The sequence below is a fragment of the Sciscionella sediminilitoris genome (assembly GCF_000737195.2).
Lineage (GTDB): Bacteria > Actinomycetota > Actinomycetes > Mycobacteriales > Pseudonocardiaceae > Sciscionella > Sciscionella sediminilitoris.
The window spans coordinates 23,041-38,833 of record NZ_JALM01000043.1 but is presented as its reverse complement, the minus strand read 5'-3'; the positions used below and the strand labels follow the sequence as shown (position 1 = coordinate 38,833).

The 15,793-nt window shown below is 69.1% G+C and carries 16 protein-coding genes and 1 other RNA gene; 3 read left to right on the top strand and 14 right to left on the bottom strand.

The annotated features are described in order from the left end of the window. The first annotated feature begins 84 nt into the window (after positions 1-84). Positions 85-1,515: an NAD(P)/FAD-dependent oxidoreductase gene (locus AD72_RS19295; RefSeq protein WP_031467925.1), complete on the top strand. Its 1,431-nt coding sequence runs from the start codon at positions 85-87 to the stop codon at positions 1,513-1,515. A 25-nt stretch (positions 1,516-1,540) separates the two neighbouring features. Here the strand turns inward: AD72_RS19295 and AD72_RS19290 are convergent, their stop codons facing one another. Next, the gene (locus tag AD72_RS19290; RefSeq protein WP_031467924.1) at positions 1,541-2,245 is read right to left on the bottom strand and encodes a TetR/AcrR family transcriptional regulator; all 705 of its coding nucleotides are present in this window, start codon (positions 2,243-2,245) and stop codon (positions 1,541-1,543) included. Between the two features lie 186 nt (positions 2,246-2,431). Here AD72_RS19290 and AD72_RS19285 point away from each other — a divergent pair, with 186 nt between their 5' ends. Both AD72_RS19285 and panB read left to right on the top strand, forming a co-directional pair. Next, positions 2,432-2,920: a nitroreductase family deazaflavin-dependent oxidoreductase gene (locus AD72_RS19285; RefSeq protein WP_037346463.1), complete on the top strand. Its 489-nt coding sequence runs from the start codon at positions 2,432-2,434 to the stop codon at positions 2,918-2,920. 156 nt (positions 2,921-3,076) lie between these two features. Further along, on the top strand, positions 3,077-3,964 hold the full coding sequence (gene panB, locus AD72_RS19280; protein WP_031467922.1) for a 3-methyl-2-oxobutanoate hydroxymethyltransferase: 888 nt from the start codon (positions 3,077-3,079) through the stop codon (positions 3,962-3,964). Positions 3,965-4,027: 63 nt separating this feature from the next. Here panB and AD72_RS19275 read toward each other — a convergent pair whose 3' ends face one another. The 13 genes from AD72_RS19275 to rnpB form a co-directional block, all read right to left on the bottom strand. Next, a complete protein-coding gene (locus AD72_RS19275) occupies positions 4,028-4,543 on the bottom strand; it encodes an SGNH/GDSL hydrolase family protein (protein WP_197285015.1) in 516 nt (171 codons plus the stop codon). After that, the gene (locus AD72_RS37205) at positions 4,495-4,656 is read right to left on the bottom strand and encodes a hypothetical protein (protein ID WP_197285014.1); all 162 of its coding nucleotides are present in this window, start codon (positions 4,654-4,656) and stop codon (positions 4,495-4,497) included. Before AD72_RS37205 ends, AD72_RS19275 begins: the two co-directional genes overlap by 49 nt. Positions 4,657-4,701: 45 nt before the next feature. After that, positions 4,702-5,637 carry a glutathione S-transferase family protein gene (locus AD72_RS19270; RefSeq protein WP_031467921.1) on the bottom strand — a complete coding sequence of 312 codons (936 nt, stop codon included), beginning with the start codon at positions 5,635-5,637 and terminating at the stop codon, positions 4,702-4,704. After that, positions 5,634-6,407 (bottom strand): helical backbone metal receptor, encoded by a 774-nt coding sequence (locus AD72_RS19265; protein WP_031467920.1) that lies wholly within the window; start codon positions 6,405-6,407, stop codon positions 5,634-5,636. Before AD72_RS19265 ends, AD72_RS19270 begins: the two co-directional genes overlap by 4 nt. Then, the gene (locus AD72_RS19260) at positions 6,404-7,120 is read right to left on the bottom strand and encodes a nucleoside/nucleotide kinase family protein (protein ID WP_037346484.1); all 717 of its coding nucleotides are present in this window, start codon (positions 7,118-7,120) and stop codon (positions 6,404-6,406) included. Before AD72_RS19260 ends, AD72_RS19265 begins: the two co-directional genes overlap by 4 nt. After that, positions 7,117-7,614: a hypothetical protein gene (locus tag AD72_RS19255; RefSeq protein ID WP_020496457.1), complete on the bottom strand. Its 498-nt coding sequence runs from the start codon at positions 7,612-7,614 to the stop codon at positions 7,117-7,119. The genes AD72_RS19260 and AD72_RS19255 overlap by 4 nt, the downstream gene beginning before the upstream one ends. Positions 7,615-7,639: 25 nt before the next feature. After that, on the bottom strand, positions 7,640-8,641 hold the full coding sequence (locus AD72_RS19250; protein WP_031467917.1) for a C40 family peptidase: 1,002 nt from the start codon (positions 8,639-8,641) through the stop codon (positions 7,640-7,642). A gap of 7 nt (positions 8,642-8,648) precedes the next feature. Beyond that, positions 8,649-9,239: a hypothetical protein gene (locus AD72_RS19245; protein ID WP_031467916.1), complete on the bottom strand. Its 591-nt coding sequence runs from the start codon at positions 9,237-9,239 to the stop codon at positions 8,649-8,651. A 9-nt stretch (positions 9,240-9,248) separates the two neighbouring features. Further along, entirely contained in the window at positions 9,249-11,282 is a 2,034-nt protein-coding gene (locus AD72_RS19240; protein ID WP_031467915.1) for a hypothetical protein, read from the bottom strand. A 70-nt stretch (positions 11,283-11,352) separates the two neighbouring features. Next, a complete protein-coding gene (locus AD72_RS19235; RefSeq protein WP_031467914.1) occupies positions 11,353-14,166 on the bottom strand; it encodes an ATP-binding protein in 2,814 nt (937 codons plus the stop codon). After that, positions 14,159-14,563 (bottom strand): hypothetical protein, encoded by a 405-nt coding sequence (locus AD72_RS19230; RefSeq protein WP_037346460.1) that lies wholly within the window; start codon positions 14,561-14,563, stop codon positions 14,159-14,161. The genes AD72_RS19235 and AD72_RS19230 overlap by 8 nt, the downstream gene beginning before the upstream one ends. A 32-nt stretch (positions 14,564-14,595) precedes the next feature. Next, positions 14,596-14,871 (bottom strand): hypothetical protein, encoded by a 276-nt coding sequence (locus AD72_RS19225; RefSeq protein ID WP_051898783.1) that lies wholly within the window; start codon positions 14,869-14,871, stop codon positions 14,596-14,598. A gap of 382 nt (positions 14,872-15,253) precedes the next feature. After that, positions 15,254-15,627, bottom strand: an RNA gene (gene rnpB, locus AD72_RS19425) — RNase P RNA component class A. Positions 15,628-15,793 lie beyond the last annotated feature (166 nt).

The following is a 15,793-nucleotide window of genomic DNA, read 5'->3' as shown; positions in this document are numbered from 1 at the left end:
TTCGCGCGCCCGCGTTTCCTGACGGACCCCGTACTACTCGCCGGACTTTTCCGGACACCATCGATTCGAGGAAATCCTTCACTCATGGCTACTAAGCTGGCTGCGCGGCGATATCCCGCGCCTGCGCACGCCGTTGGCTCGCTCGCCGACGCGATTCCCCGGCCGTTCTGGCTCGAGGCGAACACCGAACCGGTACCCCGTCCGAGCCTCACCGAGACCACCGAGGCCGATCTGCTCGTGATCGGCGGCGGTTACACCGGACTCTGGACCGCCTTGCAGGCCAAGGAAACCGATCCCGGCCTGGATGTGGTCCTGCTCGAGGCGAACACCTGTGGCTGGGCGGCTTCCGGGCGCAACGGCGGATTCTGCTCCTCCAGCCTCACCCACGGAATCGGCAACGGCATCGAGCGCTGGGGCGAGGAAGCCGCGACGCTCGAGCGCCTCGGCAGGGAAAACCTGGACGGTATCGAGGAATCCGTGCGCCGCTACGGGATCGACTGCGACTTCGCGCGCACCGGTGAACTGACCTTCGCCACGAAACCCTGGCAGGTCGGGGAATTGCGCACCATGACAGCACAAGCCCGGAAACTGGGACACGACGCGGTGTATCTGGACGCCGCGCAGGCACGCGCCGAGGTGCACTCCCCCACCTATCTCGGCGGTTCCTGGCTGCGGAATTCCGTGGCGATGCTCGATCCGGCGCGCCTCGCACTCGGGTTGCGCACCGCCTGTCTGCGCGCCGGGGTCCGCATCCACGAGAACTCTCCCGTCGAGCGGCTCGACCCGGGAGCCCGGGATGTCGTGGCACACACCGGATACGGGCGGGTACGCGCGCGCAAGGTCATGCTGGCCTCGGGCGCGTTCACCCCGCTATTGCGCAGGCTGCGCAATTTCATCGTGCCGGTCTACGACTACGCGCTGGTCACCGAACCGCTCAGCGAGGCGGCACTCGATTCGATCGGCTGGCGCAACCGCCAGGGACTCGGTGATGCAGCGAACCAGTTCCACTACTACCGGCTCACCGCGGACAACCGCATCCTGTGGGGCGGCTACGACGTCGTGTACCACTATCGCAGCGCGGTCCGCCAGGAACTGCTCCGCAGGCCGGCCACCTTCGCCAAACTGGCCGGGCACTTCTTCGCGACGTTCCCGCAGCTGGAGGGAACCCGGTTCACCCACCAATGGGGCGGGGTGATCGACACCTGCAGCCGGTTCGCCCCGTTCGTCGGCACCTGCAGCCAGGGACGCATCGGATACGCGCTCGGGTTCACCGGGCTCGGGGTCGGGGCGAGCCGCTTCTTCGCGGCCGCGGCGCTGGATCTGTTGCACGGCAGGGAAACCGAACGGACCAGGCTGCGGATGATCCAGAGCAGGCCGGTGCCCTTCCCGCCGGAACCGTTGCGCTGGACGGGAATCGCGCTCACCATGTGGTCGCTCGACCGGGCCGACCGGTCCGGGAAACGCAACCTCTGGCTGCGCTGCCTCGACCGCCTCGGCCTCGGGTTCGCCTCCTGAGCCCCGGCACGGGAACGGACGCCGTTCAGACGACGAACCCGAGGAAATCCGCCATCCGTTCCACGGAGTAGTCGAAGAACTCGTCGGCCGGATCGGCGCTGCCCACGAGGGCGCCGAACAGTTCGAAGCTCACCATGCCGAACAACTGCGACCAGGCGACCATCGTGCGGGCCAGCACCGCCACCGGCACCTCCGGGGCATTGGCGGCCACGATCGGGGCGAGTTGCTCGTGCAACTCGCCCCGGGGCGCGGTCGCCTCCGGGGGTTCGACGATCCACCCCGCATACCGTGCGTCCCGCACCACTGCCAGCAGCGCGAGCGGGGTACGCGCGGCGGGTTCCACCGTGTCCTGCGGTGCCTGATACCCGGGCACCGGCGTGCCGTGGATCAGCGCGTACTCGTGCGGATGCCGCTTCGCCCAGGTGCGTACGGCCGCGCAGGCGGCCCGCCAGGCGATGCGCGGCTCCCGCACCGGGGGCGACTGCTTCGCGGCCTTCTCCACCGCCGCACCGAGCGCGTTGAACGCGTCCACGAGCAGCCCGGTCAGCAGGGCGTCCCGGTTCGGGAAATACCGGTAGATGGCCGAGGCCGCGATCCCCAGCTCGCGCGCGACCGAGCGGAGGGAGAGCCCGCCTGCCCCCGAGCTCGCCAGCTGACGCCGGGCCTCGTCCTTGATCTGGCCGGTCAATTCCGCCCGTGCCCGCGCGCGGGCCGTCTGTACCGCGGTCATAGCGAACCAGTCTGCCACAGCGGAACAGCTTACGCAGAACACTGCTCGCATCGGAGAACAGTGTTCACGGAACGGCATGGCGCCCGCACCCGTCCACCCGCCTCTCGCGGGACCGTTGACAACACCGTTCACCTTCGAGTTCACTGTTCCAAAACGAGAACACTGTTCACAGAACGGAACACTGATATGAAACAAGAACAGCGTTACCTTCCGCCTTCGCCGCTCGCCCGGGCCGGAACGAGCGCGCTCGCGGCGCTGGCACGCGGCGGGATCAACGTGCTCGGAGCCCGGGAGCTGACCGTGCCCGGACGTACCACCGGCGAGCCACGGCGCGCGGTCGTGAACGTGCTGCGCCACGAGGGCGCCGACTACCTCGTGGCCCCGCGCGGACAGGTGCAGTGGGTCCGCAATCTGCGTGCCGCGGGCGGCGGTCGGTTGCGGCTCGGCCGGACCGTCCGAGAGTTCACCGCGACCGAGCTCACCGACGAGCGGCTGACCGAGAACACCCTGCTCGCCGAGAACACCGAGAAGCCCGCCGTGCTGCGTGCTTATGTGCGCCGGTGGAAATTCGAGATCGGCGTGTTCTTCACCGACATCGGCCCCGAGGACTCCCTGGATCGCTGGGCCGGGGTCGCCGCGCGCTATCCGGTCTTCCGGCTCACCTTCGAAAGCTGATCCACCGCGCGAACGACCGGCGGGTGATCGACAGGTGATCCACGCTGTGAGGCTCATCGCAGCGCGGCGGCAGGGGGACGGCAGCGTGTCACGCTGAGAGAGTCCATGTCACCCGGGGACCGGCAATGCTGGCTTCGAGGAAAGGGGCCATCAGAAATGAATCAGGAAGAAACCGCGCCGTATGGCTCGGGTACCGGCCAGGGATCGAACACCGACCAGGGACCGGGTTCCGAACAGGGCAAGCGGCGCAAGAAGGTACGCGTACACCACCTCGCCCAGTGGAAGCAGCAGGGCGAGCCGTGGCCGATGCTCACGGCCTACGACGTCTACACGGCCGCGCTGTTCGACGAGGCGGGCATTCCGGTGTTGCTCGTCGGGGATTCCGCGGCGAACAATGTGTTCGGCTACGACACAACGCTTCCGGTCACCGTGGACGAGCTGCTCCCGCTCGTGCGCGCGGTCACCGGGGCGGTCAGCTCCTCGCTCGTCGTGGCGGATCTGCCGTTCGGTTCCTATGAGGTCTCCCCGGAACAGGCGCTGACGAGCGCGATCCGGCTGATGAAGGAGGGCAGGGCGCACGCGGTGAAGCTCGAGGGCGGGCGCCGCTTCGCCCCGCACATCGAGGCGATCACCGCGGCCGGTATCCCGGTCATGGCCCATCTCGGGTTCACCCCGCAGTCCGAGCACAACCTCGGCGGCTACCGGGTGCAGGCCCGCGGTGATGCGGCCGATGCACTGCTCGACGACGCGCGGGCGGTGCAGGAGGCCGGGGCCTTCGCCACGGTGCTCGAGATGGTCACCGCGGTGGCGGCCAAGCGGGTGACCGCAGATCTGGAAATCCCGACCGTCGGCATCGGCGCGGGCCCGGACTGCGACGCGCAGGTGCTGGTGTGGCAGGACATGATGGGCCTGCGCCGCGGCAAGGCGCCCCGGTTCGTGAAGCGCTACGCCGATCTCGCCGGGGTGTTCAGCGAAGCGGCGACGGCCTTCGCCGAGGACGTGCGCCAGCACCGGTTCCCTGCGCCGGAGCATTCCTTCCTCTGATCGGACTCCCCGCGTACCGGAGCGCCACGTGGCCTCCGGTACGCGGGGGCACCACCCCGGCGCTCACGGACGTTCGGTGAGCTCGCCGAGCCCGAGCGCCCGCAACGCCGTGTTGGCCATCTCGCGGTGCCCGACCGCGTTGGGGTGGGAATGGTCGTCCATCCACGGAATCGGCGCGGCACCCTCGAAGTGCTCCCTCCAGTACGCCTCGTGGTCGACCAGAAACGAGGACTGTTCCCCGGCCACGGCACGAACCTGCTCGGCATAGGCCGCAAGACTGGTGCGCCGGTTGACCGGGGCGTCCGAGGTCGTCAGCACCGGGGTGTGCAGCACGACCAGCGCACCCAGATCCGCCGAACGCCGGACGAGATCGGTGAGCCTGCGGCGGAAATCGGCAAGACCGTCCGCTCCGGCCAACGCATCGTTGGTGCCGAGGGAAATGCTCACGACACCCGGGGCGAACCGCCCGATCAGGTGCTCGAACGAAGCGGAGACATCGGATACCCGCCAGCCGGACACCCCGGAGTTGATCACGATGTCCCGCAGGCGATCCAGTTCCCACCGGATGCGTTCGTGCACAGCTCGACCCAGGATCGGGCGCCGTGGGTGTGGTAGACGCCCTGGGTGATGCTGTCCCCGGTGAACACCCAGGTCGTGTCCGCGGCAAGGGCGGTGTGCTCGAAACTCGGCATATCCCGGCCAACCGATCACGAAGGGGATCAATTCCCGCGCCCCGCTCAGCCGCGCCCGTGCGGAAAGTTCCAGCCCTGGGTGTCCGGGCCGAGCGGCACGATCCCGGTCGGGTTGATCTGCCCGTGCGTGCCGTAATAGTGGCGCTTGATGTGATCGAAGTTCACCGTCTCACCGAATCCGGGAGTCTGGAAGAGATCCCGGGCATAGGCCCAGAGGGTCGGCATCTCGGTGAGCTTGTGCCGGTTGCACTTGAAATGCCCGTGATAGGCGGCGTCGAACCGCACCAGCGTGGTGAACAGCCGGACGTCGGCCTCGGTGATCCGCTCCCCGAGCAGGAACCTGGTGTGGCACAACCGTTCCGAGACCTTGTCCAGTGCGGCGAACAGGTCGCCGAACGCGGCGGCGTACTGCTCCTGGGAGGTGGCGAAACCGCAGCGGTAGACGCCGTTGTTGATATCGCGGTAGATCGGCTCGGCGACCGCGTCGATCTCCGCGCGCAGCGGTTCGGGGTAGAGCTCCGGCGCGCCCGGGGCGTGGAATTCGGTCCACTCTGTTGAGAAGTCGAGGGTGATCTGCGGGAAGTCGTTGGTGACCACCCGCCCCGTCGTGGTGTCCACCAGGCACGGCACGGTGACCCGGCCGGTGTAGTCCGGATCGGTGGCCAGATAGGCCTCGGACAGGTACTCGATGCCCAGCACCGGATCGCGCCCGTCCTGGTCGAGGGTGAACCGCCAGCCGCGCTCGTCCCGGATCGGGTCGACGACGGCGAGCGGGATGGCTTCCTGCAGGCCGAGCAGTTCACGCACGATGACCGCCCGGTGCGCCCATGGACAGGCGAGGCTGACCACGAGGCGGTAACGGCCGGGCTCGGGGACGAATCCGTCCGTGCCCGCACGCGTGATCCGCTTGGTGAACCGGTTCGCCTGGCGCACGAACGCCCCGGTTCCCGAGGTTTCCTTGCCGAACTGCGCGGCGTTCATAGCGGTGAGGATAGCTGCTCGCGCAAGAGTTCGTGCGCTTCGAGCAGCGAGGGACCGCACCAGGTGAGATGGCGCCCGGACACCAGGACACAGGGCAGCCCGGGAAAGCACTCCGGCCCGTCCTCCGCGGTGAAGGCGTACGGCTCGTCCGGGAGCACCACCAGTTCGGCACCCGAGGCCCGCAGTTCCTCGAGCCCCGGCCGCGGATAGCGTTGTTCGGCACGGGCGTAGACATTCGCGATTCCCAGGCGCAGCAACACATCCCCGGCGAAGGTGGCACTGCCGAGCACCACCCAGGGGCGCCGCCACACCGGGATCACCGCCCTGGCCCGGACCGGGTCACCGTGTTCCCACACCTGCTCGGCGCGCTCCAGCCAGTCCGGCACGGGTGCCGCGAAGGCCTCGGTGAACATCCGGCGCAGCGAGGCGAGCGCGGCCGGGACGGTTCCGGCGGCCTCGGTCACCCAGACCGGGATCCCGTTGTCCCGCAGGGCGCGCACCTCCTGCGGGCGGTTCTCCTCGGCGTTCGCGAGCACCAGATCGGGTTCGAGTTCCAGTACCCGGTCCAGCACCGGGTACTTCGAACCGCCGACCCGGGGTACCGCCAGTCCCTCCGGGTGGGTGCAGTAATCGGTCGCCCCGGCGAGCAGGCCGGGCAGGCTCACCTCGACCGCCTCGGTGAGCGAGGGAACGAGTGAGACCACGCGGGCCGGGCTGCCCGGCAACAGCACCGCGGCGCCGAGGTCGTCGATCCGGGCTCGCCTGCTCATCGCCACCGCACCGGGTTCGCGAAATCGGTGTTGTCGATGACGAAATCGGCGCGTTCGGCGGGCCGGATCTCGGCGAGGTAGATCTCCTCGGCGGGCAGGTACCGGTCCCGGTGCAGCCGGGTTGCCTCCTCGAGGCCCTCAAGCCCGGTGTCCCTGGCGATACCGCGCTGGATCGCGATCTCCGCACCGACCTCGAGCCAGATGCGGTGATCCCAGAACTCGTCGTACTCGGGACGGAAAGCGAACACCCCGTCCACCACGAGCACGGCGTCCTCCGGCGCCCGCACCACGACCGAGCTGTGGTCCGTGCCGGTATGCGGATCGCGGGCACAGAGCACCACCGCACCGCTGCCGCCCGGACCGGCCGGAGTGAGCAGGAGTTCCCGGGCCGCGGTGAAATCCCACGCGTTGCGGTAGAAGCCCGGCCCGCTCGTGCGGTCGTAGCCCAGCCGGAACGCCTCCGGCCACGGGTTCTTGAAGTCGTCGAGGCTGGCCCGCAGGGTCGGCCTGCCGAGCAGGCGCACCGCGGAAGCGAGTTCGTGCCCGAAACTGGTCTTGCCCGCCGCGGTGCGCCCGTCGATCACCACCCGCAGCCTGCCGGGCGAACTCGCCACGATCCGCCCGGCCAGCTCGGCGACCAGCCGGGACCGCCGCACCGAGGCCGGTGCGGGCTCCGGCTGGCTCCAGGTGGAGACCGACTCGAACGAGCTCACTGCCGCGGGCCGCGCCATCCCCTGTTGTCCTGTCCGCGCGGCTGCGGCGGCATCGGCGGCTCGCTCGGCCGGGGAACCCGGTTCTGGTTCGGGATCGGATCGAGGCAGGACACGAGAACCGTGGTGTTCTCCGGGTCCTGGATCCGCCTGCCGCCGCGGTCGCGGTAGACGAGTTCCCCGTCCGGATCGAGTTCGACGATCATGCCGACCTCGGCGAGCTGTTCCTCGTCGAGGTCGACCAGCCGCTCGGTACGGGAGGGCACGACCTTGTACACGGGCCACTGCAGATGCCCGAACGCGGAGTGGAAATCGGCGAGCAGCGCGGTCATCTGCTGTTGCCAGGGCAACGGCATCGACTCGGCAAGCGTTCGGGGGATGACCGCGTAACCCGCCTTGTCCACACCGGGCAGGTCACGGGCGTCGAGGTAATCGGCGAACGGTTTGCTCGACGCGGGCGGCCCATCGTGGCGCGGGAGTTGGTTGGGACCGAACAATGCTGCTCCTTCCAGCGGGTGCTGCTCATGCTCCGGGACGGACGGCTTGGGGGACGAGTTCGGAGGAGTTCCAGTTGACGTCGCGGGTACGCACGGTCAACCCGACATCCGGGGCCTCGACGATCTTGTTGTTGCCGAGGTAGAGCGCAACGTGGTGGATCGTCGCGGGGTTGGTTTTATCGTATGCCCAGAACAGCAGGTCGCCCGGCTTCGCATCGCGTACCGGGAGCATGGCACCGGCCTTGTACTGCTCACGCGAGGTGCGCGGCAGCCGGACCCCCGCATCCTTGAACGCTTCCATCATCAGCGAGGAGCAGTCGAAGGAATCGGTTCCGGTGGCGCCCCACACGTACGGTTTGCCCTGCTGGCCGAGCGCGAACTGGATGGCCCGTCCGGCGAGCGCGGTCGGCGGCGGGAGCTTGTCCCCGAAGGACTGCCCGCAACCGGTCGGATCGGCGACCTGGCCGACGTTCTTGACCAGCGCGGCACCCATGGCCTCCCAGCGGTTGTACCGATCCGGGAAGGCGGAACGTTCCACGTCCTGAGCGGAGGCACCGGGACGCTGGTTCTTCCAGTTCGGCAACCCGGTGAGCACGTTGTAGAACTTGTTGATCGCGTAGGCGGGATCGGTGACCTGTTCCGGGGTGCCCCAGCCCATCGAGGGCCGCATCTGGAACAGTCCCTGCGAGTCCCGGTCCCCGTACCCGAGGCTGCGCAGCCCGGACTCGGTCATCCCCGCCTGGATCGCCACCTGCCAGGCCAGCGGCGGAAGCTTGCGCTGCTTGCCGATGCTGATCATCATCGCCACGTTGCCCCGCTGCTCGGGGTTGAGCTGGGCGGCCTGCGCGGACCCGTCGCCCTTGCCGTTGAACGGGCCGAGCGAGGCATCGCAGGCGGACATGCTGTATTCCGTCGAGGCCGCGCCCGCCCCGCTGGCCCCGGTGACGACCTGGCCCACGGTGCCGGTCGCGACCACGACCGCCGTGAGGGCGGCGACGAGCACGAACGCGATCAAGAGGATTCGCACCGGCCGCTCACCCCTTGTCGTAGTCGGCGACCAGCCAGCCCTGCGGGGCCTTGATCACGGTGATGCGCAGTTCCCCGCCATCGGTCGGCACGGTCACGTTCACCGAGGCCGCGTAGGACTGTGCGGCCTTACCGGGACCGGTGACCTTGCTCGCGGGCACGTTTGCCGGATCGATGGACTGCATCTGGGACAGGTACTCGGGCGTGGTGAACGGCTTGAGCCCGGCGAGCCACTGCTGGCTGGTGACCCCCTGCGGATGGTTCACCCAGGCCTTGGCCCACTGCTCGGCGACCGCGATCGCGTGCGGATCGGGCGGGGCCGATGCGGGCGGCGAGGTCTCGGTGATCCGGTCCGGCAGCGCGGACACATCCATGCTCGGCTGGCTGACCTGAACACTCGGCGCGGCGACCGGTCCCTGCTGCTGCTCCGGTTTCCGGCCCGTGTCGTTGCCGCCCGCGCGGGCGATGCTGATGCCGATCGCGACCGCGACGACGGCCACGATGAGCACGGCGCCGACAAGGTGGGCCGGGGAACGAAGCGGCCAGCCCCACACCTTGCGATAGACCGCGGCGCGCCCGCGGTTGGTCCTGATCGGCACCGCTACTCCTTACTGCCTTCCATTGCCGCGGGCCGAGTGCCCGTCGCCGGTCTCGAATCCGCGCGAGGGCCGGTAGAGCACGTAGACCTGCTTGCCACCGACGAGCTCGGGATCGGCCGCGCGCGGTTGGGTCGCCGGAGCCGTCACCGGCTGGCCGCTCGGGGTCACCACCGAGGAGGGCACGACGAGCGATTCGTCGTTGTCCCACGCGGAATCCACCGTGGGGAAGCTGTCGGTCACCCGGCTCGCGCCAGCCGGGAGCAGCGCCGTGCTCGGCCCGCGATAGGCCGGATAGGCCGCCGTGGCACCGGTTGCGCCGATCCCCCTGCGGGCCTGCGCACCGAGCGCGTCGGCGCGTTCGGCCGCCTTGTCGGTGTCCAGCCGGGTCGCGGTCGCGGTCATCATGCCCGCCGCGGCACCGGCGGCCGCACCGGTCGCGGTGCCCGTCGCCCCGCCGTGCACGCCCTCGGGACGTCCGCGCCTGCCCCGCATTCCCCTGCCGAGCAACGGAATGTCCGGGGTCCCCTCGCCGGCACCGGAGACGTTGTCCCAGAACGCCTCCTGCGGGCTCGCCGAATGCTCCCCGCCCCTTCTGCGGAACCGGTTGAACAGCCCGCGCCCGAACGGGGTCGCCAGGCCGTTCCCGCCGACCGCGAGCTCCACCATCTGGCGCATCCGGCGCACCGGTTTCCCGATGAGCAGGAAGATCCCGGTGATCAGGGTGGCCAGCAGCATCTGCGCGATCAGCGAGAGCTTGTTCGAGGCGTCGAAGATCTGCTGCAGCAGCAGCGCGTGCGCCCCGGCCATCGCGGAGAAGGCCAGCACCAGCAGCAGCACCGCACCGGCGGCACGGGCCACCTTGCGCAACAGGTCCGGCATCACCATCGCGACCAGTCCGATCAGCGGTGAGGCGAGGATGAGGATCCGGATCAGCACCTGGGCGAGCAGTACCGCCGCCTTCGCGAACAACTGGAACAGGGCGTAGGCGAAGCCCTGGAACATCGCCAGGAAGCCCGAACCGGTGCGGGACCCGTCGGTGCCCATGAAGAAGCCCTTGTCGGTGCCCAGCTTGTCCGGAAGCGCCTTGTAGTCATTGGCCTTCGCCTCGACCTTGGCCTGGTCGTTGGCCGAGCTCACATCGGTCTTGGTCCAGGCCTGGTCGTCGAGCAGCTGCGGGCCGTAGCGCTTCGCGTTGTCCGAGTTGGGATCGCCGAACTCGCCGCGCAGCCAGTTCGTGTACACCACGTTGTCGTAGAGCGAGTTCGGCAGCTGGTCGCGCTGGTCCTTCGAGGCCTCCCCGCTGATGAACCCGCCCTGGATCTGCGAGGTGGTCTTGATCAGCGTGGCATCGATCGTCTGGTACACCCCGGTCACGGTGAACACCGAGGCGGCGAGCCACATCCCGGCGAGCGCCCACATCCCGCGCCGCCCGATATTGGCCAGGTCGCCGTTCCAGATGTAGCGGAACAGCATCACCGCGAGGATCAGCGCGGCGACCCCGAACCACTGCACGTAGACGTTGTTGAAGAACGTCTTCGCCCCGTTCTCCACGGCGTTGTCCAGCGGGGCGAGCATCGAGTCCTGCGAGAGCATCGCGTAGTGCAGCGAGTTCGTCGCACCGACCACGTTCTTGCCGATGTCGAAGAGCTGGTTGCCCGCCCAGGTGTCGATGGTCGCGGTCGGGTCGGGAATGCACGGGGTCGCCGGGGCCTGGTACACGTTCCACCGGGTGCCCGCGTACCCGTACTTGCCGTAGTTGCCCTTGATCGGGTCACCGTGATCGAGCGCGGGCGGATCGATCGCGCCGACCATGCCCGCGCCGGGGCGCTCGGGGTTCGGGGCCTCGCCACACCCCGCCGCACTCGCGCTCGGGGTGAGCAGCACCAGCTGCACCGCCACGATCCCGACGACGGCGAGCAGATTGCGTTTTCTTCCGGTTCGGCGCCCGGGGCGCGGTGCCGGTCCGGCCTCGCGCCGGTGCCGGTAGAACCGCCATGCGCCGTATGCGCAGGCGACAAGCAGCACGATCAGCGCCGGACTCATCGCTTTCGCTCCCTGGGGGAGCTCGGTGCTTCGCCCAGGCGCTGGGTCGACGATTCGCTCGCGAGCTCGCTCATCGCTGCTCCCCACCGCCACTTCGCTGCCAGGGTGCCGAGGAACTCGCGGTTCTGTGCCCGTTGGCGGGATAGGCCTCGTCGTACTGGTACTCGTCCTCGAGCCCGACATCGAGTTCGGCGGCGAGCTCGGCGTCCAGATTGCGTGGCTCGGGACCGGGCAGCTGCTCGGTGACGCTGGCTTCCGGCGGCACCTCGACGACCTGCGCCGGTTCCTTGGTGCCCGGCGTGGTGTCCATGGTGCCGCGCAGGTGCTCCAGGTGTTCACCGGAGAAGTCGATCCGGATCCGCTCCACTCCGCCCGCACCGTCGGCGAAGATGAACTGGCGCGGCGCGTAGTCCCGCTCGACCTGGCGGTTCTGCCCGCCGGGGCGGCGCCCGAGCGAGGCGACGACCTGTTCGTAGCCCGCGCCGACCGGGACCTTCAGCAGCCGCAGCGCGTCGGACTGGGCGCTCTCGTCGTCGAGGCGCCCCACGAACACCGAGTCCAGCAGCGAGACGAAGCCCTGCATCTTCAGGAAGTCGTCGGGGACCTGACTGGACAGCAGCACACGCACGTTCCACTTACGGGAGTCACGGGCGAACCGGTTCATCAGCACTCGCCCGGTCGGGACCTCGGAGAGGAAGAACGCCTCGTCGATCCACACCCCCTTGCGCAGATCCTTGGGCTGGTCGTAGATGGAGCGCTGGGTGAGCCAGGCGGCGAGGTTGAGCAGCTCGACCGAGAGCGCCTCCGCGTCGGTCCAGTGCTCGCGGCCGGTGCCGTCCTTGGGCAGGGTCATCCCGGCCATGGTCAGCACGGTGAGCCGGTCGTCGCGGCTCTCCGAGTACGGATCGGCGTCCCGGTCCGGGATGAGCAGCGACATCCGCTCGCGCATCTCGTCGAGGAAGTCCGCGACCACGACCGCGTGCTCGTGGTGCTCGGACGCGTCCCGGCGCAGCGCGTCGAAGACCTCCTGCGGTGAGGCGTCCGCGCGGCCGCCGACCGTGCGCACCGCGCGCAGCAGCACGATCCTGGTCTGCGGCTGCCGGGCGAGCTCATAGGGCAGCAGTCCGGAGAGCACGTCCAGCACGAGCCGTCGCCTGGTCGCCGCGGTCAGCGCCTTCTCCCGCCGCCACGCGCGTTCCGGGTCCTCCTCGTCCATGAAGTGCTCGAGCTGTGGCTCGGCGACCACCCGGTACGGGTTGAGGATCCCAGGATCGGCGTTGAGCAGGTTGATCGGCCGTGCGTAGGGACGCAGCTCGGGCAGCTCGCACAATTTGGACAGCGGCCCCGAGGGATCCAGCAGCGTCCAGTGCGCCCCGGCGCGCAGCGTCTTGTACACGATCCCGCCGCCGAGGAAGGACTTCCCGCCACCGAGGCCGGCGACCATGGCGGTCAGCCCGGAACCGTCCCTGATCTCCTGGGCCATCCACGGGTCCCAGGCCACCGGGCGCCGGGTCGCGGTGCAGGTCTCGCCGAGCAGGATGCCCCGCCGGTCCCCCACCTCCGCGGTCGCGGTGGGCACCGAGGAGGCCAGCCATACCACCGAACCGCGGCGCAGGTAGGCGGAGTTCGCCAGCGGCTCGCCCGGGATGAACTCGCGGGCCAGCGCGTACTGCGCCTCGGGGTGCTCGATGGCCACCTTCGGCTTGTAGAGCTCGAGCAGCTGCTGGGCCAGCCGCAGCGATTCGCGCTCGTTCTGCCCGGAGACCGCGAGCCGCCACCAGGAGCGCACCCGGGTGGCCAGAGCGGTGAATCCGGAGGTCATCTCGTCGTCGATCTCGAGCACCCGGGAGGCCTGGCGGGCCAGCGACTGCGGCGGCTCGAGCTCGTGCTCGTCGGTGTAGTGCCGGACCTGGGAGCGCACCTTGTTCATCTGGCGCTGCAGTTCCCCGGAGACGTCCTCGGGTTTGCGCACGTAGATACGGGCGGACCACTCCACGGGCGCCGCGAGCCGGTCGGAGCGCTGCACCCAGGGATCGTCGATCTCCGGGATCTGCAGACCGTGCATGAGCCCGACGGTCAGCACGGTGACGTGCCTGCTCACCCCGGCGTTGGAACCGGTGCGCCCGCGCACGGTGACCGTCGGCGAGTAGGGCTCGGTGTGGAAATCGGCCACATCGGTGAAGCTGGCCAGATCCTCGGGTTCCCAGGAACCGGTGGGCACCGCGGGCAGGCTGCGCGGCGCGGGCAGGCCGAGCGAGCAGGAGCGGTGCATCAGCCAGGACATCTCGTCCGCGGTGACCGGGGAACCCTCCAGGCCCGCGGAGCCGATCACCTGGTCCAGGTGCTCGACCTCCGAGTCCAGTGCCATGAGCTCGGCGTCGATCGCCGTGGGGAACACCTTGCGCAGCACCGGGGCGGCGCGCTCCACCGCGCGGTCCATCATGTTGCGGGTCTGCACCTGGACACCCAGGTAGACCTCTTTCTCCGCCATGGAGCGGCCGAGCAGCTGGCGCTGTTCCCCGACAAGGTAGTCGTCGAAGCTGAGCGCCCCGCTGGTGTCCGGGAGCCGGTTGATCGCGTTGTGCACGTGCGCCTCGGCCCACATCCGGATCGGGTAGGGCCGGGTGGTGACCCGCAGGTGCATCCAGCGGCCCTGCAGCTCCGAGTACTGGCCCGCGATGGCCGCGATGAGGTCCTGGCGCTGCGAGTCCGAGCGGAACGACCAGCGCTGCGGGGCGAGCCGGTACCAGGCGTACACGTCCTGGCCGTTGCGCACCAGATGCCCGTCGATGGACCTGGTCGCGATGGATGGCGTGTACGAGGGAATAGCCCGCTCGCCGGGTAGCCGGGTTTCCCCGCGCTTGCGTCGCGACCGGTTAGCCACCGTGCACGCCTTCCTTTCGCTGGGTTCGTTTCGGGCGCGGCCGCGCCTCGCTGACCCGGATCCGGGCGGCGCTGGCCGCGCCACCGGTCGCGCGGGTGCGTTCACGGGGAGAGCTGAGCTCGCGGCCGGCCATCGCCAGCACCGCGGACAGCGGGCGTTCGTGGGTGATCCGGCCGCAGATCAGCCGGGTGAGCACCACGGTGACGATCATGCCCCAGGCGAGCGGGAAGAACCCGATGCCGATGCCGATCTCTTTCTCGACGACGAGCACGAGCAGAAACACCAGCAGCCCGACACCCCAGGCTACGTAGCGGGCACGCCACGGGAAGGTGACCTTGGGCGGGCCGAGCCAGACGGCATCGACCCGATAGACCTCGTCATCGGTACGAACTTGCACGTTGAGCGCTACCTATGTCCAGTGGATCGGGGTCAGGTGGTGAACAGGCCGGCAAGCCATTTGCTGACGTTGACCCCGGCTCCGGTGAGCGCGAGGCCGATGATGCCGAGCGCGACGAAGACCCCGGCGAGCCGCTTCATCACACCGGCGTTGTCACCTCGCCCGCCACCCATCCACAGCAGCAGCAGCGCGACCGCGAGCAGCAGCAGCGGGATCATGTTGTTCACGATCCAGTTCTGGATGCCCCCGGTGCCGAGCTCACCTGCCGCAAGAACCGAGCTCAGCTGGTCATGGACTCTGGCGATCATCGTGCGCTCCTGGTCATCGTTCGGCGGTTTGCCCGTGTACTGCGTCCCGTACTGCCACTGCCACACACGAGTACACCGTGTCGCAACCTTGCGTAGCAAGGGGGTCGCCCCGAGTCGGTGAACGACCTCCTGGCCCTGTCGCTTCGGTGCGCGCGCATGGTCAGCCTTCTCTATCATCGGCAGAAACCGGGTGAGAGTGAAATGCTCGTCACCCGATCATCGCAATCGAATCTTGACCACTGAGAGTCATGCGCCGATCCGCGCAGGCGAGCGCGGCGCCGCGGACTCCCGGTCGGCCCTGGTCCGTGCGGAGCGCACGATATCGCACGGAGATCCGGGACACACGGGGGCTCGGTCCGGCGGGACCGGGGATGGTCTTGGGCGAATGAGCCGGCCTGTAAGCCGGATCCTGTACCCGCTCGCGCGGGTGGCGGCCATCCATCTCGACCTGCCGTCACCGACAGGCTCCAGCGGCCTACCCGCAGGCATGGACGGGCCATCCGCCTGCGTCTGGCCTTGCTCCGGGTGGGGTTTACCGAGCCATCCCGGTCACCCGGGATGCTGGTGGTCTCTTACACCGCCGTTTCACCCTTACCTCCGCGGCCACCGGAACCGGCGGCGCGAAGGCGGTCTGTTTTCTGTGGCACTGTCCCGCGGGTCGCCCCGGGTTGCCGTTAGCAACCACCCTGCCCTGTGGAGTCCGGACTTTCCTCGACACCGGTGAACACCGCGCGCCGCGGCCGCCCGGCCGACTCATTCGCAGACCGAGTGTAGCGTCCCACCGGATGGACACGGATGACCGAGGTGCCTTCCGGCTGTTCTACTGCGCATCATGATTCCCCTTACCCGGCGTCGATACGTCGATTTCCTCCGTATTGCCGGTGGCGTCTGCCGCTGAACCGAATATCTCGGTGAGGGAATC

What these genes read in the sequence shown, in the direction of transcription:
- AD72_RS19240 (WP_031467915.1), bottom strand. Translation starts at nt 11,282, where the DNA reads ATGAGTCCGGCGCTGATCGTGCTGCTTGTCGCCTGCGCATACGGCGCA.
- AD72_RS19290 (WP_031467924.1), bottom strand. Translation starts at nt 2,245, where the DNA reads ATGACCGCGGTACAGACGGCCCGCGCGCGGGCACGGGCGGAATTGACC.
- AD72_RS37205 (WP_197285014.1), bottom strand. Translation starts at nt 4,656, where the DNA reads ATGCCGAGTTTCGAGCACACCGCCCTTGCCGCGGACACGACCTGGGTG.
- AD72_RS19285 (WP_037346463.1), top strand. Translation starts at nt 2,432, where the DNA reads ATGAAACAAGAACAGCGTTACCTTCCGCCTTCGCCGCTCGCCCGGGCC.
- AD72_RS19265 (WP_031467920.1), bottom strand. Translation starts at nt 6,407, where the DNA reads ATGAGCAGGCGAGCCCGGATCGACGACCTCGGCGCCGCGGTGCTGTTG.
- AD72_RS19225 (WP_051898783.1), bottom strand. Translation starts at nt 14,871, where the DNA reads ATGATCGCCAGAGTCCATGACCAGCTGAGCTCGGTTCTTGCGGCAGGT.
- AD72_RS19270 (WP_031467921.1), bottom strand. Translation starts at nt 5,637, where the DNA reads ATGAACGCCGCGCAGTTCGGCAAGGAAACCTCGGGAACCGGGGCGTTC.
- panB (WP_031467922.1), top strand. Translation starts at nt 3,077, where the DNA reads ATGAATCAGGAAGAAACCGCGCCGTATGGCTCGGGTACCGGCCAGGGA.
- AD72_RS19295 (WP_031467925.1), top strand. Translation starts at nt 85, where the DNA reads ATGGCTACTAAGCTGGCTGCGCGGCGATATCCCGCGCCTGCGCACGCC.